We start from the raw sequence: 25,745 nt of genomic DNA, 5'->3' as shown, positions 1-25,745 counted from the left end.
CCGGTTCGCCCGGGCCCCGCCCGGGGGGGGGCCCTTCGTCGTCCCGCCCTTCGCACTCCGTCGGAGGGATGACCCGGGTCGGCCGCGGGGATGAACTCCGGCTTTCCCGCGGAGTTCGCAGGGTCGCCGCGCCGGAACCGGAGGTATCCTCAGGGCATGAAGCACCCCTGGGTCCGTTGGCTGCCGGCCGTGGCCGTCCCCGTGGCGATCGCCGCCGGTGCGATCGTGGCGCCCCTCGCCGCCGGCGCGGCCGACCTGCCCGCCCGCTCCCCGCAGGAGGTGCTCGAGCTCGTCGCCGCGAGCGACGCCCGTGCCTTCTCCGGCACGCTCCAGCAGAGCTCGGAGCTCGGTCTTCCCGAGCTGCCCACCGCCGGCAAGCCGGGCGTCTCGGACGACGACGCCGCCAGCATCCTGGAACTCGCGACGGCCGACCACACGGCCAAGGTCTGGGCGGACGGCCCGACGCGCCTGCGCGTGCAGGTCCTCGATCGTCTCGCCGAGCGCGACGCCATCCGCGACGGGTCCGACCTGTGGCTCTACGAGTCCACCGGCAAGAAAGTCGTGCACGCGACGGTTCCCGAGCGCGGCGAGCAGGCCCCGGCGCCCGACGCCACCGCGACCACCCCCTCCGAGCTGGCGCAGCGCTTCCTCGCGGCGGCCGACCCGTCGACCGAGGTGACCCTCGGCTCGCCGACGACCGTCGCCGGGCGCGACGCCTACGACCTCGTGCTGACGCCGCGGACCGACGCTACGCTCGTCGGCCGCGTATCCATCGCGGTGGACGGGCAGACCGGCATCCCGCTGCGGGTGCAGGTGACCGCGCGCGAAGCCTCCGACCCGGCCTTCGAAGCGGGGTTCACCTCCTTCAGCGACCAGCGTCCGGCGCAGAAGGTCTTCTCGTTCACGCCGCCCGCGGGCGCGACGGTCAGCGAGCAGTCCCTGCACGGCCGTCCCGCGGACGGCGAGGTGCCGCACCCGAAGCCGACGGTCACCGGAACGGGCTGGGCGAGCGTCGTCGAACTGCCGGCCGGATCGTTCCCGGTGGACGCGACGAGCGACCCGCTGTTCGCGCAGCTCACCCAGCCGGTCGACGGCGGGAGGGTGCTGAGCAGCTCGCTCGTCTCGGCGCTCGTGACCGACGACGGACGGGTGTTCGCTGGCGCGGTTCCCGTCTCGGCCCTCCAAGCCGCCGCCCAGCAGTCCGCGACGAAGTGAGCGACGCCGCCGCCATCGCGACGAGCGGCCTCACCAAGCGCTTCCGTGGGCGCGCGGTCGTCGACGGGCTCGACCTGCTCGTGCCGCGCGGGTCGGTGTTCGGCTTCCTCGGCCCCAACGGGTCGGGCAAGACGACGACGATCCGGATGCTGCTGGGGCTGGTGTCGCCGTCGGCCGGTGGGATCGAGGTGCTCGGGGAGCGCATGCCCGATCGCGCGGCCGGCGTGCTGCCGCGGGTGGGCGCCCTCGTGGAGGGTCCGGCGTTCGCGCCGTACCTCTCGGGCACGGCGAACCTGGTTCGGCGGGACACGGCCGACCGGTACGCGCCCGGGGCGACGCGTACGGCGCGGGTGGCGGCCGCCCTCGAGCGCGTCGGGCTCTCGCACGCGGCAGGCAAGCACGTGCGCGCCTACTCGCTCGGCATGAAGCAGCGGCTCGGCATCGCGGGCGCCCTGCTGACCGACCGCGACCTCCTGGTGCTCGACGAGCCGACGAACGGGCTCGACCCGCAGGGCACCCGCGAGGTGCGGCACCTGGTCCGGTCCCTCGCCGACGGCGGGACGACCGTGTTCGTGTCCAGCCACCTCCTGGCCGAGATCGAGCAGGTCTGCACGCACGCGGCGATCATGCGGGCCGGGCGGCTGGTGGCGCAGGGCTCGCTGGACGAGCTGCGCGCCGCCTCCGGGCCCCGGCTCGCGATCGAGACGCCGGACGTGCGCCTCGCCGCCTCTGTGCTCGCCTCCCGCGGCCTGGCGCCCGAGCTCCGCGACGACGGGGTGGATGCGGCGCTCACGGTCGGGGCGCCCCCGGTGGAGGAGGTGGCGGCGGACCTCGTCGGCGGCGGTGTGCGGCTGCGCGGCCTGGCGGTGCGGTCGTCGAGCCTGGAGGAGCGGTTCGTCGAGCTGACGGGGGAGGGCTTCGATGTCGAGCAGTGAGGGCGTGCAGGGCGCCGCGGCCGCGGCCGTTCCGGACGCTGCCGCGCTCCCGGGCGCGGTCGCCGCCCGGCGGGAGAGGCCGTCGGCGGGCTGGGCGCTGCTCGGGTCGGAGCTCGCGGTGCTGTTCCGGCGCTGGCGCACCTGGGCGATGCTCGCGGCTCTCGCCGCCATCCCCATCCTCATCGCCGTCGCCGTGCGGCTGACGGGCGGGAGCAGCCGCGGACCGGCGTTCCTCAGCGACATCACCGCGAACGGCCTGTTCGTCGCGTTCACCGCGCTCGTGGTGTGCGTCCCGCTGTTCCTCCCGCTGACGATCGGCGTCGTCGCGGGCGACACGATCGCGGGGGAGGCGAGCCACGGCACGCTGCGCTACCTCGTCATCGCTCCGGCCGGGCGGCTCCGGCTGCTCGCCGTCAAGTACGCGGGCGCCCTCGTCTTCACGGCCGCGGCCGCGCTCACCGTCGGCGTCGCCGGCGCGGCCATCGGGGCGGCGCTGTTCCCCATCGGGCCGGTGACGCTGCTGTCCGGCGCGACCGTCAGCCAGGGGGAGGCGCTGCTGCGCATCCTGCTCATCGCCGCGTACATCGTGGTGTCGCTGGCGGGGCTGTGCGCGATCGGGCTGTTCATCTCCACGCTGACCGACGTGCCGGTCGGCGCGATGGCCGCGACCGCCGTGCTCGCGATCGTGTCGCAGGTGCTCGACCAGCTGCCGCAGCTGTCGGTGCTGCACCCGTGGCTGTTCAGCCACTACTGGCTCGGCTTCGGCGACCTGCTGCGCGACCCGGTCGCCTGGGACTCGTTCGGCGCCAACGCGCTCCTGCAGCTCGGCTACATCGCCGTTTTCGGGGCGCTGGCCGTCGGCCGGTTCACGACGAAGGACATCCTCTCCTGATCGACTTGTCACGACACGCCGCCTGAGGCGACCGTCGCACGGCATGTCGCGACAACTCGATGGTGGAGGAGCCGTCGGCCGGGGTCAGGGGATGGTCTCGGCCGTCGCTTCCAGGGGTGTGCGGGGCTGTTCGCGCTGCGTGGCGATCGTGATGCCGGCGGCCAGACACACGACGACGATGCCCGCGAGCTGCACGAGGGTGAAGCTCTCGCCCAGCACCAGCACGCCGAACACGGTCGCGACGACCGGCCCGAAGCTCGTGATCACCGCGTACAGGCGTGGGGTGATCCGGCGCAGGATGAACGTGTCGAGGCTGTACGGCACGGCCGACGACAGCACGCCGAGGGCGAGCAGCAGCCCGATCACGCGCCAGTCCAGCCGCGAGTAGTCGACGACCACGAGCGCGATCGGGAGGGTGAGCGCCGTGGCCACGACGCTCGCGACGCTGAGCCCCTCCAGTCCGGGAAGGCGCAGCGCGACCCGGCGGGTGAGCACGATGTACCCGGCCCAGGAGGCCGCCGCCACCAGCGCGAGCACCACCCCGAGCGGGTCGATGGCGCCCCCCGTCGCCGTCAGCAGTACGACGCCGGCCGCCGCCGCGACGGCGCAGCCTGCGTCGAGCAGCCGCCGCGAGCCCAGCAGCGCGAGGGCGAACGGGCCGAGGAACTCGATGGTCGCGGCGATGCCGAGCCCGAGCCGGCCGACGGCCTCGTAGAAGCTGAGGTTCATCGCCGCCAGCACGACGCCGAGCGCGAGCGCCGGCCACAGCCTTCGCCAGGTCAGCTCGGCCCGTCGCGGCCGGTAGAACGGCAGCACCGCGACGGCCGTCACGATCTGCCGCGCGGCCACGACGACGACGGCGCCGACAACCGGGATGAGCAGGCCGGCTAGCGCCGATCCGAAGTTGATGCTGACTTCCGTCGCGACCTGGGTGCCGGCTCCGACGAGACGGTCGCGACGAGAACTCACTCGGTCGAGCTTAGCCGCAGCCGCATGATCGCCCTGGTCGCGGAGGGACGCCGCACGACCTCGAACCCGCCGTCGCGGAACAGCCCGACGGTGCCGTGGTACCGCTCGGCGCTGCTGAGGGAGGGGCGGACCTCCGGGTCGACGGGATACCCCTCCACGACCTCGGCACCGCGTTCGCGGGCGTGGTCGACGGCGCCGGCCAGGAGCGCGCGGGCGACGCCGCGACGCCGGTAGTCGAGCCGCACGACGAAGCACGTCACCGCCCACGGGTCGGCGGGGTCGTCGGCCTGCCGCCGGGTGATCGGCGAGCGCGAGAGCCCCGGGTAGGCGGAGAACGGCTCGACGGCCGACCAGCCGGCAGGCTCGCCGTCGACGAACGCGATCACCCCGGGCGACCCCTCCTGCACCTGGTCGTGGAAGAGCTCGTGCTTCTCGTCACGGCCGGTCGCGTCCCACTCCTTGCGCGGCTGCTTGAACCACTGGCACCAGCATCCGGCCGGGTCGCCCCGCTCGCCGAACACCGTCTCGAGCGCCTCCCAGGCGTCGGGCCCGACCGAGCGGATGACCACCTCGCTGTCCGTCATGGCGACGACGTTACCGGAGGCAGCCGACAGCGACCGTCCGTCACGGCGACCGTTCACCTCCGCGCCTCCCTGCCGTGAGGGCGCCCGCGTAGGATGCGGCCAGGAGGGGAGCACCGTGACCGAAACCATCGACGCCGAGACCCTGGACCGCCTGGACGCCTGGTGGCGCGCCGCCAACTACCTGTCGGTCGGGCAGATCTACCTGCTCGACAACCCGCTGCTGCGCGAGCCGCTCGCGAAGGAGCACATCAAGCCGCGGCTGCTGGGCCACTGGGGCACCACGCCGGGGCTCAACTTCATCTACGCGCACCTGAACCGGGTGATCCGGGAGCGCGACCTCGACACCATCTTCATCGCGGGCCCGGGCCACGGCGGCCCCGGCGTCGTGGCGAGCGCGTACCTCGACGGCACCTACAGCGAGGTCTACAGCACCATCGACCGCAGCGACGACGGGCTGCGAAGGCTGTTCCGGCAGTTCTCGTTCCCCGGCGGCATCCCGAGCCACGCCGCCCCGGAGACGCCGGGATCGATCCACGAGGGAGGCGAGCTCGGGTACTCCCTCTCGCACGCGTATGGCGCGGCCTTCGACAACCCTGACCTGCTCGTGGCCGCGGTCGTCGGCGACGGCGAGGCCGAGACCGGTCCGCTGGCGACCGCGTGGCACTCGAACAAGTTCCTCGACCCGGTCAGCGACGGGGTCGTGCTGCCGATCCTGCACCTGAACGGGTACAAGATCGCGAACCCGACCGTGCTGGCGCGCATCCCCGAGGAGGAGCTGCTCGCGCTGATGCGCGGCTACGGCTACGAGCCGTCCGTGGTCTCCGGCGGCTTCGACGGCGAGGACCCGCGCGCCGTGCACGAGCGGATGGCGGCGACGCTCGACCGCATCCTCGACCGGATCGCCGAGATCAAGACCGCGGCCGCGGCCGGTGAGCTGACCGGCCGTCCGGCGTGGCCGATGCTCATCCTCCGCACCCCCAAGGGCTGGACCTGCCCGGCCGAGATCGACGGTCACCCCGCCGAGAACAACTGGCGCTCGCACCAGGTGCCGCTCGCCGACGCCCGCGACACGGAGGCGCACACGCGGCTGCTGGAGAACTGGCTGCTCTCGTACCGGCCGGAGGAACTCTTCGACGAGTCGGGCGCCCCCGTCCCGCTGGTGACCGCGCTCGCGCCGGAGGGGGACCGCCGGATGAGCGCCAACCCCGTCGCCAACGGCGGGCTGCTGCGGAAGGATCTGCGCCTCCCCGACTTCCGCGACTACGCCGTCGACGTCCCGGCGCCGGGCGAGACGGTCGCCGAGGCGACGCGCGTGCTGGGGGAGTGGCTGCGGGATGTGATGGCCGCGAACCCGCGCGACTTCCGGCTGTTCGCACCCGACGAGACGGCGTCCAACCGGCTGCAGGCCGTATACGAGGTCACCGCCAAGCAGTGGGACGCCGAGTACCTCCCGATCGACAGCGACAACCACCTCGCCCCGACCGGCCGGGTGATGGAGGTGCTGAGCGAGCACCAGTGCCAGGGCTGGCTGGAGGGCTACCTGCTGACCGGCCGGCACGGGGTGCTCACGTCGTACGAGGCGTTCATCCACATCGTCGACTCGATGTTCAACCAGCACGCGAAGTGGCTGAAGAGCTCGCGCGCCATCGCCTGGCGGCGGCCGGTCGCCTCCCTCAACTACCTGCTCAGCTCGCACGTCTGGCGGCAGGACCACAACGGCGCCTCGCACCAGGACCCCGGCTTCATCGACCACGTCGTCAACAAGAAGGCGGACGTCGTGCGCGTCTACCTGCCGTTCGACGCGAACACGCTGCTTTCGACCTACGACCACTGCCTGCGTACCACCGACTACGTGAACGTCGTCGTCGCCGGCAAGCAGCCCGCGCCGAACTGGCTGACCATGGAGGAGGCGATCGCGCACTGCACGCGCGGCATCGGCATCTTCGACTGGGCCGGCACCGAGGTCGCGGGCGAGGAGCCGGACGTCGTGCTCGCCTGCGCGGGCGACATCCCGACCCTGGAGGTGCTGGCGGCGGCGTCCATCCTGCGTGAGCGCCTGCCCGACCTGAAGGTGCGGGTCGTCAACGTCGTGGACCTGATGCGGCTGCAGAGCGAGGGCGAGCACCCGCACGGTCTGAGCGACCGTGAGTACGACGCTCTGTTCACCACGGACAAGCCGGTGATCTTCGCCTACCACGGGTATCCGTGGCTCATCCACCGGCTCACCTACCGCCGGTCGGGCCACGGCAATCTCCACGTGCGCGGCTACAAGGAGGAGGGCACGACGACCACGCCGTTCGACATGGTCATGCTCAACGACCTCGACCGCTACCACCTGGCGATCGACGTGATCGACCGGGTGCCGGGACTGGCGTCGCGCCACGCGGCGCTCCGCCAGGAGCTCCAGGACGCCCGGCTGGCCGCGCGCCAGTACACGCGCGAGCACGGCGAGGACATCCCGGTCGTGGCGGAGTGGCGCTGGGGAGGCGGCACGCGGACGACCCGCTTCGACACGACGGGCGGGGACAACGACTGAGGGCCGCGACCGGCGACCGGCCGCGGGGCGCCCGCTACAGCGGCGTCTGCGTGGTGGGGTCGACGACGGTCAGCGTGGCGATCTTCGCGGTCCGGCCGTCGCCGGACGACCGTCCGGTGAGCCGGCGGCCGATCCAGGGCAGCACGTAGGTGCGGTAGTACTCGGCCGTGCGGCGGGTGCGCTCGCCGGGCGGGGTCGAGGCGACCTCCTCCACGCCCCACTCCTCGGGCACGGGGACGCCGAACGCGGTCAGCACGTTGCTCGCGACCCGCGCGTGGCCCAGCGGGTTCAGGTGGAGGCGGTCGGCCGACCAGTAGCGGATGTCGCCGAGCCGCTCGTCGGACCAGTTGTCGACGAACGTGACGTTCTCGCGCGGCAGCATGCGGTGCACCGCGTGCGCGAGCCGGTCGCCGCGCGTGCGGACGAGGCTGCCGAGCGGCACGTGCGCGCTGGGATTGGCGCCGCTCAGCAGCAGCATGTGGCTGCCGGAGGCGGCGATCCGGTCGGCCGCGTCGACCAGCGTCTGCGCGACCTGTTCGATGGAGACGCGCGGGCGGAGGATGTCGTTGCCTCCGCCGTTGAGGCTCACGAGGTCCGGGTGCTGGGCCAGCGCCGGCTCGATCTGCTCGGCGATGATCGGGCCGAGCTTGCGGCCGCGGATCGCGAGGTTCGCGTAGCGGAAGGGCTCCGGCGAGGCGAGCGCGAAACCCAGGGCCACGAAGTCGGCCCAGCCGCGGGTCCTGCCGTCGGGGAGCTCGTCCCCGACGCCCTCGGTGAAGCTGTCCCCGATCGCGATGTAGCTGCTGAACACATGCCAACGCTACCCGCCCGCCGCTAGCATGGCGCCATCGTGCGCGCGGTCGTGCGCACCGGGTGTGCGCCGCGTGCTGCGCATCCACCGATCCCGAGGGGGCAGTCATGGCGGAACCGCTGACGCAGAAGGTCACCACGTTCCTGTGGTACGAGTCGGGGGCTGAGGAGGCGGCGCGCTACTACGTCTCGCTGCTGCCGGACTCCCGCATCGTCGACGTCGCGCGCTTCGGCGAGGAGATCCCGGGGGCGGAGGGCGGCTCGGCGGTCGTCCGGTTCACCCTCGGCGGCGTCGAGTACCAAGGCTTCGACGGCGGTCCTGGGCAGCCGTTCACATGGGCGACCTCGCTCATGGTGCTGTGCGAGGACCAGGAGGAGGTCGACCGGCTCTGGGAGGCGCTCACCGCCGACGGGGGAGCGCCGAGCCAGTGCGGCTGGCTCGCCGACCGCTGGGGCCTCAACTGGCAGATCGTGCCGCGCATCCTGCTGGAGCTGCAGGCCGGACCCGACCGCGAACGGGCACGCCGGGTCAACGAGGCGATGCTGAGGATGGGCAAGCTCGAGATCGCCGGCCTGCTGGCGGCCGCCGAGGCGGAGCAGCCGGCCTAGCGCGCGATCAGCGCCTGCCAGCTCAGCAGGTGCTCGACCGTCACGCCGCGGTATCCGGGCAGGCCGGACAGCGATGAGCGGACGAGGGCTGTCTGCGCCTCCAGCGCGCCGGCCGTGTCGTCGCCGAACGTCGCGGCGGGGCCGCCCGTGACCTCCGGCGAGTCGGTCTCCACGCCGATGCTGAACGGCACTCCGGCGTCGGACGCCGCGGTGGCCGCGGGGGTGGCGAGGGCGAGGATGCCGTCGTCGCCGCCGGCGTGGTCGACGAAGGCCACGATGGCGACGGAGTCGAGGTGCGTCAGCAGCCCGTCGAACAGGCTGGCGCCGCGGACTCCGGGCTTGGCGGCGAGCCACCAGGGCAGGTCGGCGCCGATCGGCACCCCGCCGGCGGCAGCGGCCGCGGTGTCGTACATCGTCGCGAGCTTGGCGGCGACGGCGGGGAGCTCGCTCTCCTGCGCGCCGACCCACGGCTCCACGTCGAACTGCACGGCGTCGAAGGGTGCGGTCGCCAGTGCGGCCCGCGTCCAGGTCGCGGCGAGCTCGGGCTGGTCCGCCCAGCCGGGGTCCCCGCCGAGCGCGGCGACGGTCGTCACCCCGGCGCCGTGGAGGGCGTCGACGGCCTCCGGGAGCCAGGTGGCGAACGCGCCCTGGTCGGCGGCCCACGGCACCGACAGGTAGACCGTGCTGAGCCGGTGCGCCTGAGCGAACGCGGCGAGCGCCGCCGGCTCGAACTGCGGCTGCCCCAGCCCGCGCGCATCCGTCGCCGGGTCGATCGGGTTGCCCCACGCCCACATACCCGTGACGGCGGAGGAGGAGCTGCCCTCGGTGAGCGTGTGCGCCGATGCGGGGGCTGCGGTCAGCACCGAGGCCCCGACGGCGACCGCGATGGCGGCCGGAAGCCAGGTGCGGAGGGAGGAAGCAGGCACGGCACACCCTTCGATCGGAACGACGACGCGTCAACGCACTGCGCTTCGGGTGTGCAGCACTGCAATTGTCGCCCGTGTTCCGCGGAAGGGCGAACCCTCCTGTTCGGGGTACGAGGTGTTTCGGCCCTGCGTCGAGCCTCTGGGCGAGCCCCCGGAAACGAGCGGAGGGCCCGACATGCGTACTCCGGGGAGCATAGGCAACGACGGACCCTCACACCGCTTGTCACCTACGATGACAGAGGCGGATCACCGAGAGGATAACACGATTGGTCACGCGCAAAATCGATTGGGTGTCCCCGGCTCGGTTCGCACCGTTCCTGGCGGCGTGCGACCAGGATGCGGATCTCGCCTGGTCGCTCTACGAATGGAACGCTCGGGTCGCCTCTGCGCTCTTCGAGTGCTTCCACCACACCGAAGTGCTGCTCCGGAACGCGATGATGGCACGCCTTTCCGCCGTCCACCCGCTGGCCTATCCCTGGCAGCAGGACCTGTCGAGCGTCGTGAAGGCGGCCGAGCGGCGCGCGGATGCGACGACACGCGTGGCGTCGCCGGACGCGATCGTTTCGGAGCTGACTCTCGGTTTCTGGACGAATCTGCTGGAGCAGCGTCCGGCGAACGAGGAACTCTGGCGCCAGCACCTTCGGCACGTGTTCCCCGGATCGCCCGGGACCCGTGAGGCCGTCCACAAGGCCGTGACCGATATGCGGACGCTGAGGAACAGGTGCGCACATCAGGATTCGCTGCTGGACTTCAATCCCGGAATCGAACTCAAGAAGCTCCTCTCCCTCGTCGAGTGGATCGATCCGGACGCGCGGGAATGGCTGGAGAGTGTGGAGAGCGTCTCGAGGATCGCCGGCGAACGACCCGTCTCTCCGGCACGCGATGTCGTCATCGTCGTGGCCACCAGCGCGATCGACATGTACGAGCGCGTCTCCGCATACGTGTGCCCCAGCGACCGGTCCTTCGCGCCGGTGTCGTACATGGGGTTCTACACGAACAAGCAGAATCGCTCACCGAAGATCCGGACGCGGGTCGGCGTTCGTGCAGAACAAGCGATACTTCCCTCGTGCTGCACTGGTGGCGGCTGACGACACCGACCACCTCAGCGACTGAACGATCGGCGCCCCTCAGACCTCCCGCCCTCAGTCCCGCCAGCCCAGCTCCGCGCCGATGGCGACCACGGCCTCCAGCAGCCGGGCGTTGAAGTCGACGCCGAGCTGGTTGGGGACCGTCACGAGCACGGTGTCGGCCAGCGCGAGCGCCTCGTCCTCAGCGAGTTCGGCGACGAGCTTCTCGGGCTCGCCGATGAAGGAGCGGCCGAAGCGGGCGAGGCCGCCGTCGAGGTGGCCGACCTGGTCGCGGCCTTCCACCTGTGCCCGGGCGCCGAAGTAGCGGCGGGACTCGTCGTCGACGATCGGGATGATGCTGCGGCTGACGCTGACCCGCGGGGTGCGCTCCCACCCCAGCTCGGCCCAGGTCGCGTGGAAGCGCTCGATCTGCTCGGCCTGCAGGCGGTCGAAGGAGACGCCGGTGTCCTCGGTGAGCAGTGTCGACGACATGAGGTTCATGCCCTGCTCTGCCGTCCATTCGGCCGTCGCCCGGGTGCCGGCTCCCCACCAGATGCGGTCGGGGAGGGTGGGTGACAGCGGCTGGACGGACAGCCCGCCGGTCGTGCCCGTCATCTGCGGGTTCGCGTTCGCCATCGCGTCGCCGGCGATGGCGGCCCGGAAGATCGCGGTGTGGCGGCGGGCCATGTCGGCGTCGGTCTCGCCGTCTCCCGGCACGTAGCCGAAGCTCTCGTAGCCGCGCAGCGCGGTCTCGGGTGATCCGCGGCTGATGCCGAGCTGGAGGCGCTCCCCGCTGATCAGGTCGGCCGAGGCGGCGAGCTCGGCTGCGGCGAGGGGGTTCTCGTACCGCATGTCGATCACGCCGGTGCCGATCTCGATCCGGCTGGTGCGTGCCCCGACGGCGGCGAGCAGCGGCCACGGCGTCGCCAGCTGCGGCGCGAAGTGGTGCACCCGGTAGAAGGCGCCGTCGGCTCCGACCTCCTCGGCGGCGACCGCGAGGTCGATCGCCTGCAGCAGGGCGTCGCCCGCCGTGCGGGACGTCGAGCCGGGGACGGCCTGGTAGTGGCCGAAGGAGAGGAAGCCGATGCGTTTCACGTCCGTATCAATCCCCTCGCCGCCGACGGTATTCCGATGCTGTCATCGGCGGCGGCCCGGCCGCTAGAGTCGGCGGCATGGCGGACTGGCTGTGCACCGCGTGCGCGGTGGAGTATCCGGCGGGGGAGCACCCTCCCGCCTCGTGCCCGATCTGCGAGGACGAGCGGCAGTACGTCCCGCCGTCCGGCCAGGAGTGGACGAGCCTCCAGCGGCTGCAGCGCGAGGGCGAGCGCGTCGTGATCAACGAGCTGGAGCCCGACCTGTACGGGCTGCGCAGCGAGCCGAAGCTCGGCATCGGCCAGCAGGCGATGCTCCTGCGCACACCGGAGGGCAACCTCCTGTGGGACCCGACCGGCTACGTCGACGAGGCGGCGGCGACGGCGGTGCAGGATCTCGGCGGCGTCGCGGTCATCGCGACGAGCCACCCGCACATGTTCGGCGCGCAGACCTCGTGGTCGCGGATGCTCGGCGACCCGCCGGTGCTGGTGAACGCCGCCGACCGCTCCTGGGTGCAGCGGGAGGAGCCCTGCCTGCAGACCTGGGAGGGGGAGGTGGAGGTGCTGCCCGGAGTGACGCTGCGGACCATCGGCGGGCACTTCCCCGGCAGCGCGGTCGTGCACTGGGATCGCGGCGTCGTGCTCAGCGGCGACACGGTCTTCCCTGGTCCGTCGCAGCGCTGGGTGACCTTCCAGCGCAGCTTCCCGAACGACATCCCGCTCTCGGCAGCGGTCGTCAGGCGCATCGCCGACCTGGTGTGCGACCGGTCGTTCGAGCGCATGTACGGCAACCTCGGCAACGTGATCCCGGGGGAGGCGCGGGAGGCCGTGCTCCGGTCGGCCGACCGGTACATCGGCTGGGTGAGCGGCGCGTTCGACCACCTGACCTGACCGACGCGCGGAGCGCCGACCGGCCTCCTCCGATCCTGTGCGAGCATGGAAGGAGGAGGTGGACATGGAGAGCCTGACCCCGCAGCAGCTGCGCGACTCCTTCGTCAACTGCTCGCGCAGCGAAGCCGAGGAGCTGCCGCTGCCGCCCGGCATGCACGAGGTGGACTGGTCGAGACGCGAGTTCCTCGGCTGGCGCGACCCCCGCCTTCCGCAGCGCGGTTACGTGGTCGTTCCGACGGATGACGGGCCGGTCGGCATCGTGCTGCGCGCGTCGGAGGCGTCGATGCGGTCCACCGCGCCGTCGATGTGCGGGTGGTGCCAGGACATCCACCATCCCCGTGACGTCTACTTCTGGTCCGCCCGCCGCGCCGGTCAGGCCGGCCGCAACGGCGACACCGTCGGCACGCTCGTCTGCGGCGGGTTCGAGTGCAGCGAGAACGTGCGCCGCGTCCCGCCGCCGCAGTTCGTCGGTTTCGACGCCGACGCGGTGGTGGAGGAGCGGATCGCGGGCCTGGGCGAGCGCGCCAGGCGCTTCGCCGCGACGGTGGTCGGCGCCCGCATCTGAGTCGTCGTGCCGCTGGTGGGACTCGAACCCACACGCCCTCTCGGACAAAGCATTTTGAGTGCTCCGCGTCTGCCATTCCGCCACAGCGGCGCACGAACCACCTGAACAATACCGTAGGCTTTTACGCGTGACTGACCAGGAAACCACCCCCACTGCTCCCCGCCGCGTCGTCGTGGCGGAGGACGAGTCCCTGATCCGCCTCGACATCGTCGAGATCCTGCGCGACAACGGATTCGAGGTCGTGGGAGAGGCCGGCGACGGCGAGACCGCCGTGGCCCTGGCGACCGAGCTGCGCCCCGACCTCGTCATCATGGACGTCAAGATGCCGCAGCTCGACGGCATCTCCGCCGCCGAGCGGCTCTCGAAGGGCCACATCGCGCCCGTCGTCCTGCTCACCGCCTTCAGCCAGAAGGAGCTCGTGGAGCGGGCCACCGAGGCCGGCGCCCTCGCCTACGTCGTCAAGCCGTTCACGCCCAACGACCTCCTGCCCGCCATCGAGATCGCCCTGGCCCGGCACGCGCAGATCATCGCGCTCGAGGCCGAGGTCGGCGACATGGTGCAGCGCTTCGAGACCCGCAAGCTGGTCGACCGGGCCAAGGGCCTGCTCAACGAGAAGATGGGCCTGTCCGAGCCCGAGGCGTTCCGCTGGATCCAGAAGGCGTCGATGGACCGCCGCCTCACCATGCACGACGTGGCGCAGGCGATCATCGAGCAGCTCGCGCCCAAGAAGTAGCGCGAGGGGCGCTCTCGGCGCCGGGCGCTCGACGCCTGGCGCCGCCTACAGGTCCTTGATCAGGTTCGTGATCCGGATCGTGGAGCAGCGCCGTCCCTGCTCGTCCGTGACCGCGATCTCGTGGGTCGTGAGCGTGCGGCCGAGGTGGATGGGCGTGCACACGCCGGTCACGTAGCCGGAGGTCGCCGAGCGCGTGTGCGAGGCGTTGATCTCGATGCCGACCGCGAGCCTCCCCTCGCCCGCGTAGAGGTTCGCCGACATGGAGCCGAGGGACTCGCCGAGGACCACGTACGCGCCGCCGTGCAGGAGGTCGGCGGGCTGCGTGTTGCCCTCGACCGGCATGCGGGCGACCGACCGCTCGACGCTGAACTCCAGCATCTCGATGCCCATCTTCTCGGCCAGCCGGCCGAGCCCCCTCTGCTGCACGTAGGCCAGTGCGTCCTCGGTCATCGTCGCCCTCTCCGCGGCCCGCGTGGCCGCTCCCGCCGGCCCCGCCGGAGTGTCCGCGGCCCCTTGTAGGCTGGACCGGTGTCAGACTCCGAAAAGCCTACCCTGCTCGTGATTGACGGCCATTCGCTGGCATTCCGGGCCTTCTACGCCCTGCCGGTGGACAGCTTCGTCAACCGCGAGGGGCAGCACACGAACGCGATCCACGGCTTCATCGCGATGCTGATCAACCTGCTGCAGCAGCAGAAGCCGACCCACATCGCGGTCGCGTTCGACATCTCCCGCTACTCGTTCCGCACGCGCGAGTACCCGGAGTACAAGGGCACCCGCGGCGAGACGCCGTCCGAGTTCGCCGGGCAGGTCCCGCTGCTCGAAGAGGCGCTGCACGCGATGAACATCACCACCATCGCCAAGGAGGACTACGAGGCCGACGACATCCTCGCAACCCTGGCGCGCCGGGGCGTGGAGGACGGGTTCAAGGTCTTCCTCGTGTCGGGCGACCGCGACACCATCCAGCTCGTCAGCGACGACGTCACCCTGCTCTACCCGAACGTCCGCGGCGTCTCCGAGCTCAAGGTGTACGACCCCGCGGCGGTCCGCGAGCGCTACGGCATCGAGCCGCACCAGTATCCCGAGATCGCCGCGCTCGTCGGCGAGACCAGCGACAACCTGACCGGCATCGACAAGGTCGGCGAGAAGACCGCGGTCAAGTGGGTGCAGCAGTACGGCACGGTCGAGAACATCGTGGCGCACGCCGACGAGATCAAGGGTGTCGTGGGCCAGAACCTGCGCGACCAGAAGGAGAACGCCCTCCGCAACCGGCGGCTCAACAAGCTCCTCGACGACGTGGAGCTGCCGGTCGGGCCGGCGGACCTCGAGCGCAAGCCGCTCAACGAGAACGCCGTGCGCGACATCTTCGCCCGGCTGCAGTTCAAGACCCTGCTGGAGCGCCTGCTCAAGACCGCGGCCGAGGAGGGCATGACCGGCGGAGGCGCCGGCGTGGTCGACGCGGGCGATGCGGGTGCGGTCGCCGCCCCGGTCGTGCGCACGATGGTCGACGAGGAGCTCGCCAACTGGCTGTCGAAGGCGTCGGCAGGAGACGCGCCTGTCGCGGTCCAGGTCGAGCTCGGCCCGGCCGGCATCACGGGCTTCGGCCTCGCCACCGGGGACGACACCGTGTACGTGCCGTGGGTCGCCGGCCGCAAGGACTATGAGGCGTTGGAGGCGTGGCTGGCGAGCAGCGCGCCCAAGTACTTCTTCCACGCCAAGCCGCAGTACAAGGCGCTCAGCCGGGCGGGCTTCGTCGTCGACGGCCTCGCCTTCGACACCCGCATCGCCTCCTGGCTGGTCAAGCCAGGTGCGGCCCCGCAGTCGCTGGCCGAGCAGGTGTACGAGGTGCTCGGCGAGACGCTGCCCGTCTCCGACCCGAACCAGCTCGTCCCGATCAACGACGCCGTGAGCCCCGCGACCGAGGCCTGGTACATCCGCCGCGTCGCCGAGGGCCAGCTGATCGCGCTCGACGAGGGCACCCGCGGGGTGCTGGTGGACATCGAGCTGCCGCTCGTCGCCGTGCTCGCGCGCATGGAGCTCGACGGCGTCGCGATCGACACGGAGGTGCTGGCGCGCCTCCGCGGTGAACTCACCGACAAGGCCAACGATTTCGCCGCGCAGGCGTACGCGGAGGTCGGCCACGAGCTCAACCTCGGCTCGCCGAAGCAACTCCAGCAGGTGCTGTTCGAGGAGCTCGGGATGCCGAAGACCCGCGCGACCAAGACCGGCTACTCGACCGATGCCGGCTCGCTGGCCGACCTGCAGGAGAAGAGCCCGCACCCGTTCCTCGGCCTGCTGCTGCAGCACCGCGACGCGACCAAGCTCAAGCAGATCGTCGAGACGCTGGAGCGGTCGGTGAACGGCGACGGCCGCATCCACACGACCTACGACCAGACCGGCACGAGCACGGGCCGCATCTCGTCGAACGACCCCAACCTCCAGAACATCCCGATCCGCACCGAGGAGGGGCGCGAGATCCGCTCGGCGTTCCGCTACGGCGAGCAGTTCGAGACGCTGCTGACCGCCGACTACTCGCAGATCGAGATGCGGATCATGGCGCACCTCTCCGAGGATCCGGGGCTGATCGAGGCGTTCAACGCGGGGGAGGACCTGCACCGGTTCGTCGGCGCCCGCGTCTTCGGCGTCGAGCCGGCGGCCGTGACCCCGGCGATGCGCACGAAGGTCAAGGCCATGTCGTACGGTCTCGCCTACGGCCTCAGCGCGTTCGGCCTGTCGAAGCAGCTGCGCATCGAGACCTCCGAGGCGCGCCAGCTGATGTCGGACTACTTCGAGCGCTTCGGCGCGGTGCGCGACTACCTGCGCAACGTCGTCGAACAGGCGCGCGTCGACGGCTTCACCGAGACCATCTTCGGCCGCCGCCGGCCCTTCGCCGACCTGACCTCGACCAACCGCGTGCTGCGCGAGAACGCCGAGCGGCAGGCGCTCAACGCGCCGATCCAGGGCTCCGCCGCGGACATCATGAAGGTGGCGATGCTCGGCATCGCGGGCGACCTCATCGACCAGGGCCTGGAGTCGCGGATGCTGCTGCAGGTGCACGACGAGCTCATCTTCGAGGTCGCCTCGGGGGAGTGGGACGCGCTCGAGGCCATCGTCCGCGCCCGGATGGCCGGTGCCGCCGACCTCCGCGTGCCCCTCGACGTGCAGGTCGGCCGCGGCGCGAACTGGGACGCCGCCGCCCACTGAGGCCCCGGTCGCCAGCCCGCGAGCACAGGAAAAAGGTCGCCGTCCGCCCGGATGCGCGACCTTTTTGCTGTGCTCGCGGGCCGCGGGCGGCCGTCGGTAGGCTCGGGGTCATGACTGACGCAGAGAAGCGCGAACCCACCCCGGTCGACACGATCGCGGAGGAGTGGGTCGACACCCAGCTCGAGCTCCACCCGGAGTACCACGTCTACCTGGGCCGCCCGGGCCGCGAGGGCGAGTACGGCGACTACTCGCCGGCCGGAGCGGAGGAGGCCGTCGCCAAGGTCAAGCAGGCCCTGGCGAAGATCGAGGCCGCCGAGCCCGTCGACGACATCGACCGGATCACCAAGATGGACCTCGCCCGCGAGCTGCGCCTGGCCGTCGAGAAGCACGAGGCGGGCTTCCAGCAGCGCGACCTGAACGTCATCGCGTCGCCCGCGCAGGAGCTGCGCGACATCTTCGACCTCGTGCCGACCGCCACCGCCGACGACTGGGCGAACATCGCCAAGCGGCTGCACAACCTCCCCGCGGCGATGGACGGCTACATCGAGACCCTGCGCAGCGGCATCGGCTCCGGCAACGTGCCGGCCATCCGCCAGGTGCGGGAGGTCGTGACGCAGGCGAACAAGCAGGTCGCCGAGACCGGGTTCTTCTTCGACTTCACGAAGAACGCCACGGTGGGTGACGGCACCCTCCCGGAGAGCCTGCGGTCCGAGCTCGCGAAGGGCGCACAGGAGTCCGCCGCCGCGTACGCGAAGCTGGCCTCCTTCCTCCAGGACGAGCTCGCCCAGCACGCCCCCGAGAAGGACGCGGTCGGCCGCGAGCTCTACCAGCTCGCGTCCCGCGACTTCCTCGGCGCCACGGTCGACCTCGACGAGACCTACGAGTGGGGCATCGAGGAGCTCGCCCGGATGGTCGCCGAGCAGGAGTCGATCGCCCGCGAGATCAAGCCGGGCGCCTCCGTCCGCGAGGCCATCGCGTTCCTCGACGGCGACGCGTCGCGCAAGCTGCACGGCACCGACGCCCTCCAGCGCTGGATGCAGGAGACCAGCGAACGCGCGATCGCCGAGCTCGGGAAGTCGCACTTCGACATCCCGGCCGAGATCCGCCGCCTGGAGTGCATGATCGCGCCGACCCAGGAGGGCGGCATCTACTACACCGGCCCGAGCGACGACTTCGCCCGCCCCGGCCGGATGTGGTGGAGCGTCCCGGAGGGCGTCACCGAGTTCGACACGTGGCGCGAGCTGACGACCGTGTACCACGAGGGCGTCCCCGGCCACCATCTGCAGATCGCGCAGGCGACGTACAACAAGGCGCAGCTCAACTCGTGGCGCCGCATCGCGGGCACCTCCGGCCACGCCGAGGGCTGGGCCCTCTACGCCGAGCGACTGATGGAGCAGCTGGGCTACCTCGACGACCCGGCCGACCGGCTCGGGATGCTCGACGGCCAGCGGATGCGCGCGGCCCGCGTCGTGCTCGACATCGGCGTGCACCTGGAGAAGCCGCTGCCCGACGGCTCCGGCACCTGGACCGGCGAGTACGCGTTCGGCTTCCTCGGCGACAACGTGAACATGAACGAGGGCTTCGTCCGCTTCGAGGTGAACCGCTACCTCGGCTGGCCGGGGCAGGCGCCGTCGTACAAGATCGGCCAGCGGATCTGGGAGCAGCTGCGCGACGAGTACGCGCGCCGCGAGGGCGCCTCGTTCGACATCAAGGCGTTCCACCGGAAGGCGCTCGACATCGGCGGCGTCGGCCTCGACACGCTGAAGGCGGCGCTGCTCGGCTGACGCGGCGAAGAACGGAGGAGTTCCCGGCGTGCAACCGCCGCGGACTCCTCCGGTTTTCGCGCCATGCCGGCGTGTCCGGCAAAGCTCCTCCGTTTCTCGCGGAGGCGATGAGAGGACAGCAATGGGGGAGACCATCGTCCTGGCCGGGGCGTCCGGATTCGTCGGGCGGTACCTGCTCGATCACTACCGTTCCGCGGGCGCGACCGTGCGCCCGGTCGGCCGCGCGGGCGCCGACGCCCGCTGGGGCGACCCGGAGGCGCTGCGGCGCGCGGTCTCCGGGGCGGACGCGGTCATCAACCTCGCGGGCAAGAGCGTGAACTGCCGGTACACGCCGGTCAACCGGGCCGAGATCCTGCGGTCGCGGGTCGAGACGACGCGCGAGCTCCGGGAGGCGATCGCGGCGGTCGACGCCCCGCCGCCGGTCTGGTTCAACGCCTCCACCGCCACGATCTACCGGCACGCGGAGGACCGGCCGATGACCGAGTCCACCGGCGAGCTCGGCACCGGCTTCTCGGTCGACGTGGCGCGCGCGTGGGAGCGCGAGCTGTTCGAGGGCGATCTGCCCGGCACGCGCCGGATCGCGCTGCGGATGGCCATCGTGCTGGGCGACGGCAGTGCGCTGGGACCGCTCCGGATGCTCGCCAGAGCCGGCCTCGGCGGTCCCCAGCTCGACGGGCGCTGGTTCTCCACCGCCGCCCGGCGTCGTGCGGGAACTTTCCACGTCGCCGGCGCGCGCGGCGGCCGGCAGCGCTTCAGCTGGGTCCATCTCGCCGACGTGCTCGGCGCCATCGAGTTCCTGCGCGGCCGTCCCGACCTCGACGGGCCTGTCAACATCGCGGCGCCGGGGGCGACCGACAACCGCACGATGATGGCGACGCTGCGCCGGGTGCTGGGGGTCCCCGTCGGGCTGCCGGCCACCCGCTGGATGCTGGAGCTCGGCTCCGCGATGATCCGCACCGAGACCGAACTGGTGCTGAAGAGCCGCTGGGTCGTGCCCGAACGGCTTCTCGACGCGGGCTACACGTTCGCCTTCCCGGAGCTGGTGCCCGCGCTCCGCGACATCCTCGATCGGCGCGGCTTGCCCCGGCCGGTCGCGGCTGGCTAGACTAGAACGTCACCTCTGTGACATCCATATCCGCCTGCCGTGCGCGGAAACCACTCATATCGAACGCGCCCGGCCTGATTCCTGTCCATTACGGAGCATCCACTACATGACAACCGCAACGACCGACAAGGCCCTGAAGCAGGTCGCCGTCAACGACATCGGGTCCGCTGAGGACTTCCTGGCCGCGGTCGAGAAGACGCTCAAGTTCTTCAACGACGGAGACCTCATCGAGGGCACTGTCGTCAAGATCGACCGCGACGAGGTCCTCCTCGACGTCGGTTACAAGACCGAGGGTGTGATCCCCTCTCGCGAGCTCTCCATCAAGCACGACGTCGACCCGACCGAGGTCGTCGAGGTCGGCGACACCGTCGAGGCCCTCGTTCTCCAGAAGGAGGACAAGGAGGGTCGGCTCATCCTGTCCAAGAAGCGCGCCCAGTACGAGCGCGCCTGGGGCGATGTCGAGAAGATCAAGGAGGCCGACGGCGTCGTCACCGGCACCGTGATCGAGGTCGTCAAGGGCGGCCTCATCGTCGACATCGGGCTCCGCGGCTTCCTGCCGGCGTCGCTCATCGAGCTGCGCCGCGTCCGCGACCTGACCCCCTACCTGGGCCAGGAGATCGAGGCCAAGATCCTCGAGCTCGACAAGAACCGCAACAACGTGGTCCTCTCGCGCCGCGCCCTGCTCGAGCAGACGCAGTCCGAGTCGCGCACCACGTTCCTCAACAACCTGCACAAGGGCCAGGTCCGCAAGGGCGTCGTGTCCTCGATCGTCAACTTCGGCGCGTTCGTCGACCTGGGCGGCGTGGACGGCCTGGTGCACGTGTCCGAGCTCTCCTGGAAGCACATCGAGCACGCCTCCGAGGTCGTCGAGGTGGGCCAGGAGGTCACCGTCGAGATCCTCGAGGTCGACCTGGACCGCGAGCGCGTCTCGCTGTCGCTCAAGGCGACCCAGGAGGACCCGTGGCAGGTCTTCGCCCGCACCCACGCGATCGGTCAGGTCGCGCCGGGCAAGGTCACGAAGCTGGTCCCGTTCGGTGCGTTCGTCCGCGTCGCGGACGGCATCGAGGGCCTCGTCCACATCTCGGAGCTCTCCGGCAAGCACGTCGAGCTCGCCGAGCAGGTCGTGTCGGTCGGCGACGAGGTGTTCGTCAAGGTCATCGACATCGACCTCGAGCGTCGCCGCATCTCCCTCTCGCTCAAGCAGGCGAACGAGGGCGTCGACCCCGAGGGCACCGAGTTCGACCCGGCCCTCTACGGCATGGTCACCGAGTACGACGAGCAGGGGAACTACAAGTACCCCGAGGGCTTCGACCCGGAGACCAACGAGTGGAAGGAAGGCTTCGAGGCCCAGCGCGACGAGTGGGAGCAGCAGTACGCCGCTGCCCAGGCTCGCTGGGAGGCCCACAAGCGCCAGGTCGCGAAGGGTCTCGAGGAGGCCGCGGCCGACAGCGGCAGCAGCTCGTACTCGAGCGACTCGGGCACCGGCGGCACCCTCGCCGACGACGAGTCCCTCGCCGCGCTGCGCGAGAAGCTCAGCTCGAACAACTGAGGCATCCCTCATCCGTGAGCGGCCGGTCCCTTCGGGGGCCGGCCGCTTCGGCGTTCCTGGGCCGCTGCGGGCCCCAGCCCTGGCCGCCCGACCCTCGGGGCCCCGGGGCGTCGCTAGGCTGGTCGGGTGCAGCTGATCGGACTCACGGGGGGCATCGCCTCCGGCAAATCGACCATCGCCTCCCGCCTCGCCGAGCACGGCGCCGTCGTCGTCGACGCGGACCGCATCGCCCGCGAGGTGGTGGAGCCGGGAACGCCGGCCCTCGCCGAGATCGCCCGCCGCTTCGGCGACGGCGTGATCGCGGCCGACGGGAGCCTCGACCGCCCGGCGCTCGGTGCGATCGTGTTCGCCGACGAGGAGGCCAGGCTCGCGCTCAACGCCATCACGCACCCGGCCGTGCTGCGCGAGTCGACGGCACGGTTCCGGGCGGCGGCAGACGCCGATCCTGACGCGATCGTGGTGTACGACGTGCCGCTCCTCGTGGAGTCGGCCAACGAGTATCCGTTCGAGCTCGTGGTGGTCGCCCACGCCGCGGCCGAGACGCGCATCCGCCGCCTGGTCGAGCTGCGCGGGATGGAGCGGGCGGAGGCCGAGCGCCGCATCCGCTCGCAGGCCTCGGACGACGAGCGGCTCGCCGTCGCCGACGTGGTGATCGACACCGACGGCACGGTGGGGCACACGCTGGAGCAGGTGGATGCCCTCTGGGAGGAGCTGCGCGCGCGCCCCTGAGCACCTCACGGCCGGCGCACGTTCCGCTCTCAGCGAGAGCCGGTTCCGGTGTCGGTGGTGCTTCCTAGACTGGAAGGCATGCAAGCCACCCGTGCCGTCCGTCCCTTCGAGGTCGTCAGCCAGTACCAGCCGAGCGGCGACCAGCCGACCGCGATCCGGGAGCTGGCGGGGCGCATCAACGCGGGCGAGACCGACGTGGTGCTGCTCGGCGCGACCGGTACGGGCAAGTCCGCGACCACCGCCTGGCTCATCGAGCAGGTGCAGCGGCCGACCCTCGTGCTCGCGCACAACAAGACCCTGGCGGCTCAGCTCGCCAACGAGTTCCGCGAGCTGCTGCCCAACAACGCCGTCGAGTACTTCGTCTCGTACTACGACTACTACCAGCCGGAGGCGTACGTCCCGCAGACCGACACCTTCATCGAGAAGGACTCGTCGATCAACGCCGAGGTCGAGCGGCTGCGCCACTCCACCACGAACTCCCTGCTCAGCCGTCGCGACGTCGTCGTGGTATCGACCGTCTCGTGCATCTACGGCCTGGGTGCCGCCGAGGAGTACCTGGAGGCGATGGTCGCCCTGCAGGTCGGCCAGAGCATCGGCCGCGACGCGCTCATCCGGCGCTTCGTCAACATGCAGTACGAGCGCAACGACGTCGACTTCTCGCGCGGCAAGTTCCGCGTGCGCGGCGACACGATCGAGATCATCCCGGTCTACGAGGAGCACGCCGTCCGCATCGAGATGTTCGGCGACGAGATCGAGGCGCTGTACTCCCTGCACCCGCTGACCGGCGAGGTGCTGGCCAAGATGGACGCCGTGTCGGTGTTCCCGGCGACCCACTACGCGGCGAGCCCGGCCACGATGCAGCGCGCCATCGTCACCATCCAGGACGAGCTGCGCGAACGCCTGCAGGAGCTCGAGCGCGAGGGCAAGCTGCTGGAGGCGCAGCGGCTGCGCATGCGCACCCAGTTCGACATCGAGATGATGGAGCAGATCGGCTTCTGCTCCGGCATCGAGAACTACTCGCGGCACATCGACGGCCGTGCGCCCGGCGAGGCGCCGAACTGCCTCCTCGACTACTTCCCGGACGACTTCCTGGTCGTGATCGACGAGTCGCACGTGACGGTTCCGCAGATCGGGGCGATGTACGAGGGCGACGCGTCGCGCAAGCGCACGCTCGTGGAGCACGGCTTCCGCCTTCCGAGCGCCCTCGACAACAGGCCGCTCAAGTGGAACGAGTTCAAGGAGCGCGTCGGCCAGACCGTCTACCTCTCCGCGACCCCGGGACAGTACGAGCTCGGCGTGGCCGACGGCATCGTCGAGCAGATCATCCGCCCGACCGGCCTGGTCGATCCGCAGATCGTCGTCAAGCCGACCAAGGGGCAGATCGACGACCTCCTCGAAGAGATCCGGCTGCGGGTGGAGCGTGATGAGCGCGTGCTCGTCACGACGCTGACCAAGAAGATGGCGGAGGAGCTGACCGACTTCCTGGCGGAGGCCGGGGTGAAGGTGCGCTATCTGCACTCCGACGTCGACACCCTCCGCCGCGTCGAGCTGCTCACCGAGCTGCGGGCGGGCGTGTACGACGTGCTCGTCGGCATCAACCTGCTGCGTGAGGGCCTCGACCTGCCGGAGGTCTCGCTCGTCGCCATCCTCGACGCCGACAAGGAGGGGTTCCTCCGGTCGTCGACGTCGCTCATCCAGACGATCGGCCGCGCCGCGCGCAACGTCTCGGGCGAGGTGCACATGTACGCCGACGTGCTGACCGACTCGATGAAGAACGCCATCGAAGAGACCGAGCGTCGCCGCGAGAAGCAGATCGAGTACAACCGCGTCAACGGGATCGACCCCCAGCCGCTGCGCAAGCGGATCGCCGACATCACCGAGGTGCTGGCGCGCGAGGAGGCCGACACGGCCCGCATGCTGGCCGGCCGCGAGCAGAAGCGCAAGAGCCCGACGCCGAACCTCCGTGGTGGCGGCGGCATCGCGGCGCAGGGCGCTGCCGAGCTCGAGTCGCTCATCGCCGACCTCAACCAGCAGATGCTGGCCGCCGCCGGCGAACTCAAGTTCGAGCTGGCCGCGCGGCTCCGCGACGAGCTCGGCGACCTCAAGCGCGACCTCCGGCAGATGGAGAAGGCCGGCCACCTGGGCTGACACCCCGGCGACGCCGCGGCCCGCACCGGCTACGGTGGCAGGGTGGGTGCAGGCAGGCCGGAGGGGACCACGGGCGGAGGACGCCGGTGGACCCTGGTGGCGTGCGGCGCCCTCCTGGCCGTCGCGGTCGTCGCCGTGGCCTTCCAGGGCGCGCCCGAGTTCAGCGGGCCGCGCGTGCTGTTTCCCGAGGCGCCGCTCGTCCGCGAGCTGCCGACCACCGCTGCACGCGCCACCGACACGCCTGCGCCGCAGGACGCGGTCGAGGTGATGCGGATCGACCTCGGCTGGCTGATCTGGGCGGCGATCGCCGTCGCCGTGATCGTCGTGCTCGCGCTGCTGTGGCGGCGCCTGCGCCGCGCTCTCGACCGGCCGGAGCTCGCGCCGCTGCCACCGCTCGACCTCGGCGGAGCGGTCGATCCCGCCGTCGACGACCGGGAGCCCGCGCCCGAACCCGCCCTGGTCCGCCGCGGCCTGGACCGGGCCCTGGAGACGCTGGCGGAGCCACGAGAACCCCGCGACGCCATCGAACGCGCCTGGGTGGGTCTCGAGGAGGGCGCCGCCGACTCCGGCGTGCGCCGGCTCCCCGCCGAGACGCCGTCGGAGTTCGCCTCCCGCGTCGTGGCCAGGGTGGCGGCCGACCGGGAGGCGGCGGGAACGCTCCTGGCGCTCTACCTCCGCGTGCGGTTCTCCGAGACGCCGGTCACCGCAGCCGACGTCGCCGCGGCCCGCGCCGCGGTCGAGCGCCTGCGCGCGTCCTGGAGCGGCAGCGGCGCCGGAGGCCGGCGATGAGCCGCCGGCTGCCGCCGAGGCTGCTCACGCGGCTCATCCTCAGCGCGCTGCTCGGTGTGGGCATCGGCGCCGCCGCCTGGTTCCTCGGGATGGACGCCGCCCACGCGGCCGGCCTGGGCGCGGCGGTCCTCGCCATCGCCGCCTGCCTCTCGTCGCTCGGCGAGGCCGCGTCGATGACGTGGCGGACGGAGGTTCCGCCGCTCCGCCCCGGCTCGCGCCGCGACGTGGTGCAGCTCGGCTGGTCGCTGGGCGGCCGCGGCGGGCGGGTGTCCGGCGACGGCCTGCGCCGGCTTCGCGCCATCGCCGCCCGCGCGCTCGCGCTGCGCGGCATCGACCTCGACGACCCGGCCGCCGCGCCACGCGTCGCCGAGCTGCTCGGACCGGACGTCGCGGCGATCCTGCGCCGCGGGGCAGCGCCGGGCGCCGACCGCGCCCAGGTCGTGGCCGTTCTTGACCGGCTCGAGGCCCTCGCGCCGCCGCGCGACGGCGAGGCATCCGGGCACCAGCCCCTCGTGAGCGGCCTCCTGCATCACAGCACCGCCGACCACGCCACGTCCGCCGCCACGCGCACCGGCCACGCCACGCCCACCGGCCACGCCACGTCCACCGGCCACGCC

23 protein-coding genes and 1 tRNA gene are annotated in these 25,745 nt (G+C 71.6%); 17 read left to right on the top strand and 7 right to left on the bottom strand.

The features are described from left to right. Nucleotides 1-156 precede the first annotated feature (156 nt). Genes ACR9ZG_RS08425 through ACR9ZG_RS08415 form a run of 3 tightly spaced genes read left to right on the top strand, consistent with a single transcriptional unit; the run spans nucleotide 157 to nucleotide 3,042 of the window. Nucleotides 157-1,215 (top strand): LolA family protein, encoded by a 1,059-nt coding sequence (locus tag ACR9ZG_RS08425; RefSeq protein ID WP_481284376.1) that lies wholly within the window; start codon nucleotides 157-159, stop codon nucleotides 1,213-1,215. Then, the gene (locus tag ACR9ZG_RS08420; RefSeq protein WP_481284375.1) at nucleotides 1,212-2,150 is read left to right on the top strand and encodes an ABC transporter ATP-binding protein; all 939 of its coding nucleotides are present in this window, start codon (nucleotides 1,212-1,214) and stop codon (nucleotides 2,148-2,150) included. The genes ACR9ZG_RS08425 and ACR9ZG_RS08420 overlap by 4 nt, the downstream gene beginning before the upstream one ends. After that, nucleotides 2,137-3,042: an ABC transporter permease gene (locus ACR9ZG_RS08415; RefSeq protein WP_481284374.1), complete on the top strand. Its 906-nt coding sequence runs from the start codon at nucleotides 2,137-2,139 to the stop codon at nucleotides 3,040-3,042. The genes ACR9ZG_RS08420 and ACR9ZG_RS08415 overlap by 14 nt, the downstream gene beginning before the upstream one ends. A gap of 84 nt (nucleotides 3,043-3,126) precedes the next feature. Here the strand turns inward: ACR9ZG_RS08415 and ACR9ZG_RS08410 are convergent, their stop codons facing one another. Together ACR9ZG_RS08410 and ACR9ZG_RS08405 are read right to left on the bottom strand one after the other, a co-directional pair. Continuing rightward, nucleotides 3,127-4,011, bottom strand: a complete 885-nt coding sequence (locus tag ACR9ZG_RS08410) for an EamA family transporter (RefSeq protein ID WP_481284373.1) — start codon at nucleotides 4,009-4,011, stop codon at nucleotides 3,127-3,129. Beyond that, complete coding sequence (locus tag ACR9ZG_RS08405) at nucleotides 4,008-4,595, bottom strand: N-acetyltransferase family protein (protein WP_481284372.1); 588 nt, start codon at nucleotides 4,593-4,595, stop codon at nucleotides 4,008-4,010. Before ACR9ZG_RS08405 ends, ACR9ZG_RS08410 begins: the two co-directional genes overlap by 4 nt. Here ACR9ZG_RS08405 and ACR9ZG_RS08400 point away from each other — a divergent pair. Then, entirely contained in the window at nucleotides 4,594-7,131 is a 2,538-nt protein-coding gene (locus tag ACR9ZG_RS08400) for a phosphoketolase family protein (RefSeq protein ID WP_481284371.1), read from the top strand. The two genes, ACR9ZG_RS08405 and ACR9ZG_RS08400, sit on opposite strands and share 2 nt — an antisense overlap. Before the next feature lie 34 nt (nucleotides 7,132-7,165). Here the strand turns inward: ACR9ZG_RS08400 and ACR9ZG_RS08395 are convergent, their stop codons facing one another. Continuing rightward, nucleotides 7,166-7,942 carry an SGNH/GDSL hydrolase family protein gene (locus tag ACR9ZG_RS08395; RefSeq protein WP_481284370.1) on the bottom strand — a complete coding sequence of 259 codons (777 nt, stop codon included), beginning with the start codon at nucleotides 7,940-7,942 and terminating at the stop codon, nucleotides 7,166-7,168. A 107-nt stretch (nucleotides 7,943-8,049) separates the two neighbouring features. Between ACR9ZG_RS08395 and ACR9ZG_RS08390 the strand changes: the two genes are divergently transcribed. Beyond that, nucleotides 8,050-8,550 (top strand): VOC family protein, encoded by a 501-nt coding sequence (locus ACR9ZG_RS08390; RefSeq protein ID WP_481284369.1) that lies wholly within the window; start codon nucleotides 8,050-8,052, stop codon nucleotides 8,548-8,550. On the opposite strand, the gene ACR9ZG_RS08385 is transcribed toward ACR9ZG_RS08390, so the two are convergent. Further along, nucleotides 8,547-9,476, bottom strand: a complete 930-nt coding sequence (locus tag ACR9ZG_RS08385; protein ID WP_481284368.1) for a hypothetical protein — start codon at nucleotides 9,474-9,476, stop codon at nucleotides 8,547-8,549. The two genes, ACR9ZG_RS08390 and ACR9ZG_RS08385, sit on opposite strands and share 4 nt — an antisense overlap. Before the next feature lie 266 nt (nucleotides 9,477-9,742). On the opposite strand from ACR9ZG_RS08385, the gene ACR9ZG_RS08380 reads away from it, so the two are divergent. Beyond that, the gene (locus ACR9ZG_RS08380) at nucleotides 9,743-10,564 is read left to right on the top strand and encodes a hypothetical protein (RefSeq protein WP_481284367.1); all 822 of its coding nucleotides are present in this window, start codon (nucleotides 9,743-9,745) and stop codon (nucleotides 10,562-10,564) included. Nucleotides 10,565-10,618: 54 nt separating this feature from the next. Here ACR9ZG_RS08380 and ACR9ZG_RS08375 read toward each other — a convergent pair whose 3' ends face one another. Beyond that, nucleotides 10,619-11,638, bottom strand: coding sequence for an LLM class flavin-dependent oxidoreductase (locus ACR9ZG_RS08375; RefSeq protein ID WP_481284366.1), 1,020 nt, complete (start codon nucleotides 11,636-11,638; stop codon nucleotides 10,619-10,621). A gap of 77 nt (nucleotides 11,639-11,715) precedes the next feature. On the opposite strand from ACR9ZG_RS08375, the gene ACR9ZG_RS08370 reads away from it, so the two are divergent. Together ACR9ZG_RS08370 and ACR9ZG_RS08365 are read left to right on the top strand one after the other, a co-directional pair. After that, nucleotides 11,716-12,525, top strand: coding sequence for an MBL fold metallo-hydrolase (locus tag ACR9ZG_RS08370; protein ID WP_481284365.1), 810 nt, complete (start codon nucleotides 11,716-11,718; stop codon nucleotides 12,523-12,525). 64 nt (nucleotides 12,526-12,589) lie between these two features. Next, on the top strand, nucleotides 12,590-13,090 hold the full coding sequence (locus ACR9ZG_RS08365; RefSeq protein WP_481284364.1) for an FBP domain-containing protein: 501 nt from the start codon (nucleotides 12,590-12,592) through the stop codon (nucleotides 13,088-13,090). A gap of 7 nt (nucleotides 13,091-13,097) precedes the next feature. Here ACR9ZG_RS08365 and ACR9ZG_RS08360 read toward each other — a convergent pair. Then, a tRNA-Leu gene (locus ACR9ZG_RS08360) sits at nucleotides 13,098-13,180 on the bottom strand. A 37-nt stretch (nucleotides 13,181-13,217) separates the two neighbouring features. Between ACR9ZG_RS08360 and ACR9ZG_RS08355 the strand changes: the two genes are divergently transcribed. Next, entirely contained in the window at nucleotides 13,218-13,823 is a 606-nt protein-coding gene (locus ACR9ZG_RS08355; protein WP_301208384.1) for an ANTAR domain-containing response regulator, read from the top strand. Between the two features lie 45 nt (nucleotides 13,824-13,868). Here ACR9ZG_RS08355 and ACR9ZG_RS08350 read toward each other — a convergent pair whose 3' ends face one another. Continuing rightward, nucleotides 13,869-14,273 (bottom strand): hotdog fold thioesterase, encoded by a 405-nt coding sequence (locus tag ACR9ZG_RS08350; RefSeq protein ID WP_481284363.1) that lies wholly within the window; start codon nucleotides 14,271-14,273, stop codon nucleotides 13,869-13,871. A gap of 78 nt (nucleotides 14,274-14,351) precedes the next feature. On the opposite strand from ACR9ZG_RS08350, the gene polA reads away from it, so the two are divergent. The 8 genes from polA to ACR9ZG_RS08310 all read left to right on the top strand — a co-directional run. Then, nucleotides 14,352-17,024, top strand: coding sequence for a DNA polymerase I (polA, locus tag ACR9ZG_RS08345; RefSeq protein ID WP_481284362.1), 2,673 nt, complete (start codon nucleotides 14,352-14,354; stop codon nucleotides 17,022-17,024). 110 nt (nucleotides 17,025-17,134) lie between these two features. Further along, the gene (locus ACR9ZG_RS08340) at nucleotides 17,135-18,808 is read left to right on the top strand and encodes a DUF885 domain-containing protein (RefSeq protein WP_481284361.1); all 1,674 of its coding nucleotides are present in this window, start codon (nucleotides 17,135-17,137) and stop codon (nucleotides 18,806-18,808) included. A gap of 121 nt (nucleotides 18,809-18,929) precedes the next feature. Next, a complete protein-coding gene (locus ACR9ZG_RS08335; protein WP_481284360.1) occupies nucleotides 18,930-19,913 on the top strand; it encodes an epimerase in 984 nt (327 codons plus the stop codon). Between the two features lie 106 nt (nucleotides 19,914-20,019). Then, nucleotides 20,020-21,462, top strand: coding sequence for a 30S ribosomal protein S1 (gene rpsA / locus ACR9ZG_RS08330; protein WP_481284359.1), 1,443 nt, complete (start codon nucleotides 20,020-20,022; stop codon nucleotides 21,460-21,462). A 126-nt stretch (nucleotides 21,463-21,588) separates the two neighbouring features. After that, on the top strand, nucleotides 21,589-22,191 hold the full coding sequence (coaE, locus tag ACR9ZG_RS08325; protein ID WP_481284358.1) for a dephospho-CoA kinase: 603 nt from the start codon (nucleotides 21,589-21,591) through the stop codon (nucleotides 22,189-22,191). Between the two features lie 78 nt (nucleotides 22,192-22,269). After that, complete coding sequence (gene uvrB, locus ACR9ZG_RS08320; RefSeq protein ID WP_481284357.1) at nucleotides 22,270-24,339, top strand: excinuclease ABC subunit UvrB; 2,070 nt, start codon at nucleotides 22,270-22,272, stop codon at nucleotides 24,337-24,339. A 42-nt stretch (nucleotides 24,340-24,381) separates the two neighbouring features. Continuing rightward, nucleotides 24,382-25,128 carry a DUF4129 domain-containing protein gene (locus ACR9ZG_RS08315; protein ID WP_481284356.1) on the top strand — a complete coding sequence of 249 codons (747 nt, stop codon included), beginning with the start codon at nucleotides 24,382-24,384 and terminating at the stop codon, nucleotides 25,126-25,128. After that, nucleotides 25,125-25,745: hypothetical protein (locus ACR9ZG_RS08310; protein ID WP_481284355.1), on the top strand; the 621-nt coding region annotated here is incomplete at its 3' end. The genes ACR9ZG_RS08315 and ACR9ZG_RS08310, both read left to right, overlap by 4 nt.

The sequence above is a fragment of the Leifsonia sp. KNZ12-8B genome (genome assembly GCF_056755495.1).
Note: the sequence above shows the minus strand (reverse complement) of the source record. Positions and strands in the feature narration are given on the sequence as shown.

Bases quoted from the DNA above. Each gene is read 5' to 3' on its own strand.
- ACR9ZG_RS08400 (WP_481284371.1), top strand. From the start codon at position 4,594: ATGGCGACGACGTTACCGGAGGCAGCCGACAGCGACCGTCCGTCACGG.
- ACR9ZG_RS08335 (WP_481284360.1), top strand. From the start codon at position 18,930: ATGGGGGAGACCATCGTCCTGGCCGGGGCGTCCGGATTCGTCGGGCGG.
- ACR9ZG_RS08340 (WP_481284361.1), top strand. From the start codon at position 17,135: ATGACTGACGCAGAGAAGCGCGAACCCACCCCGGTCGACACGATCGCG.
- uvrB (WP_481284357.1), top strand. From the start codon at position 22,270: ATGCAAGCCACCCGTGCCGTCCGTCCCTTCGAGGTCGTCAGCCAGTAC.
- ACR9ZG_RS08350 (WP_481284363.1), bottom strand. From the start codon at position 14,273: ATGACCGAGGACGCACTGGCCTACGTGCAGCAGAGGGGGCTCGGCCGG.
- ACR9ZG_RS08365 (WP_481284364.1), top strand. From the start codon at position 12,590: ATGGAGAGCCTGACCCCGCAGCAGCTGCGCGACTCCTTCGTCAACTGC.
- ACR9ZG_RS08425 (WP_481284376.1), top strand. From the start codon at position 157: ATGAAGCACCCCTGGGTCCGTTGGCTGCCGGCCGTGGCCGTCCCCGTG.
- rpsA (WP_481284359.1), top strand. From the start codon at position 20,020: ATGACAACCGCAACGACCGACAAGGCCCTGAAGCAGGTCGCCGTCAAC.
- ACR9ZG_RS08405 (WP_481284372.1), bottom strand. From the start codon at position 4,595: ATGACGGACAGCGAGGTGGTCATCCGCTCGGTCGGGCCCGACGCCTGG.
- ACR9ZG_RS08370 (WP_481284365.1), top strand. From the start codon at position 11,716: ATGGCGGACTGGCTGTGCACCGCGTGCGCGGTGGAGTATCCGGCGGGG.
- ACR9ZG_RS08390 (WP_481284369.1), top strand. From the start codon at position 8,050: ATGGCGGAACCGCTGACGCAGAAGGTCACCACGTTCCTGTGGTACGAG.
- ACR9ZG_RS08415 (WP_481284374.1), top strand. From the start codon at position 2,137: ATGTCGAGCAGTGAGGGCGTGCAGGGCGCCGCGGCCGCGGCCGTTCCG.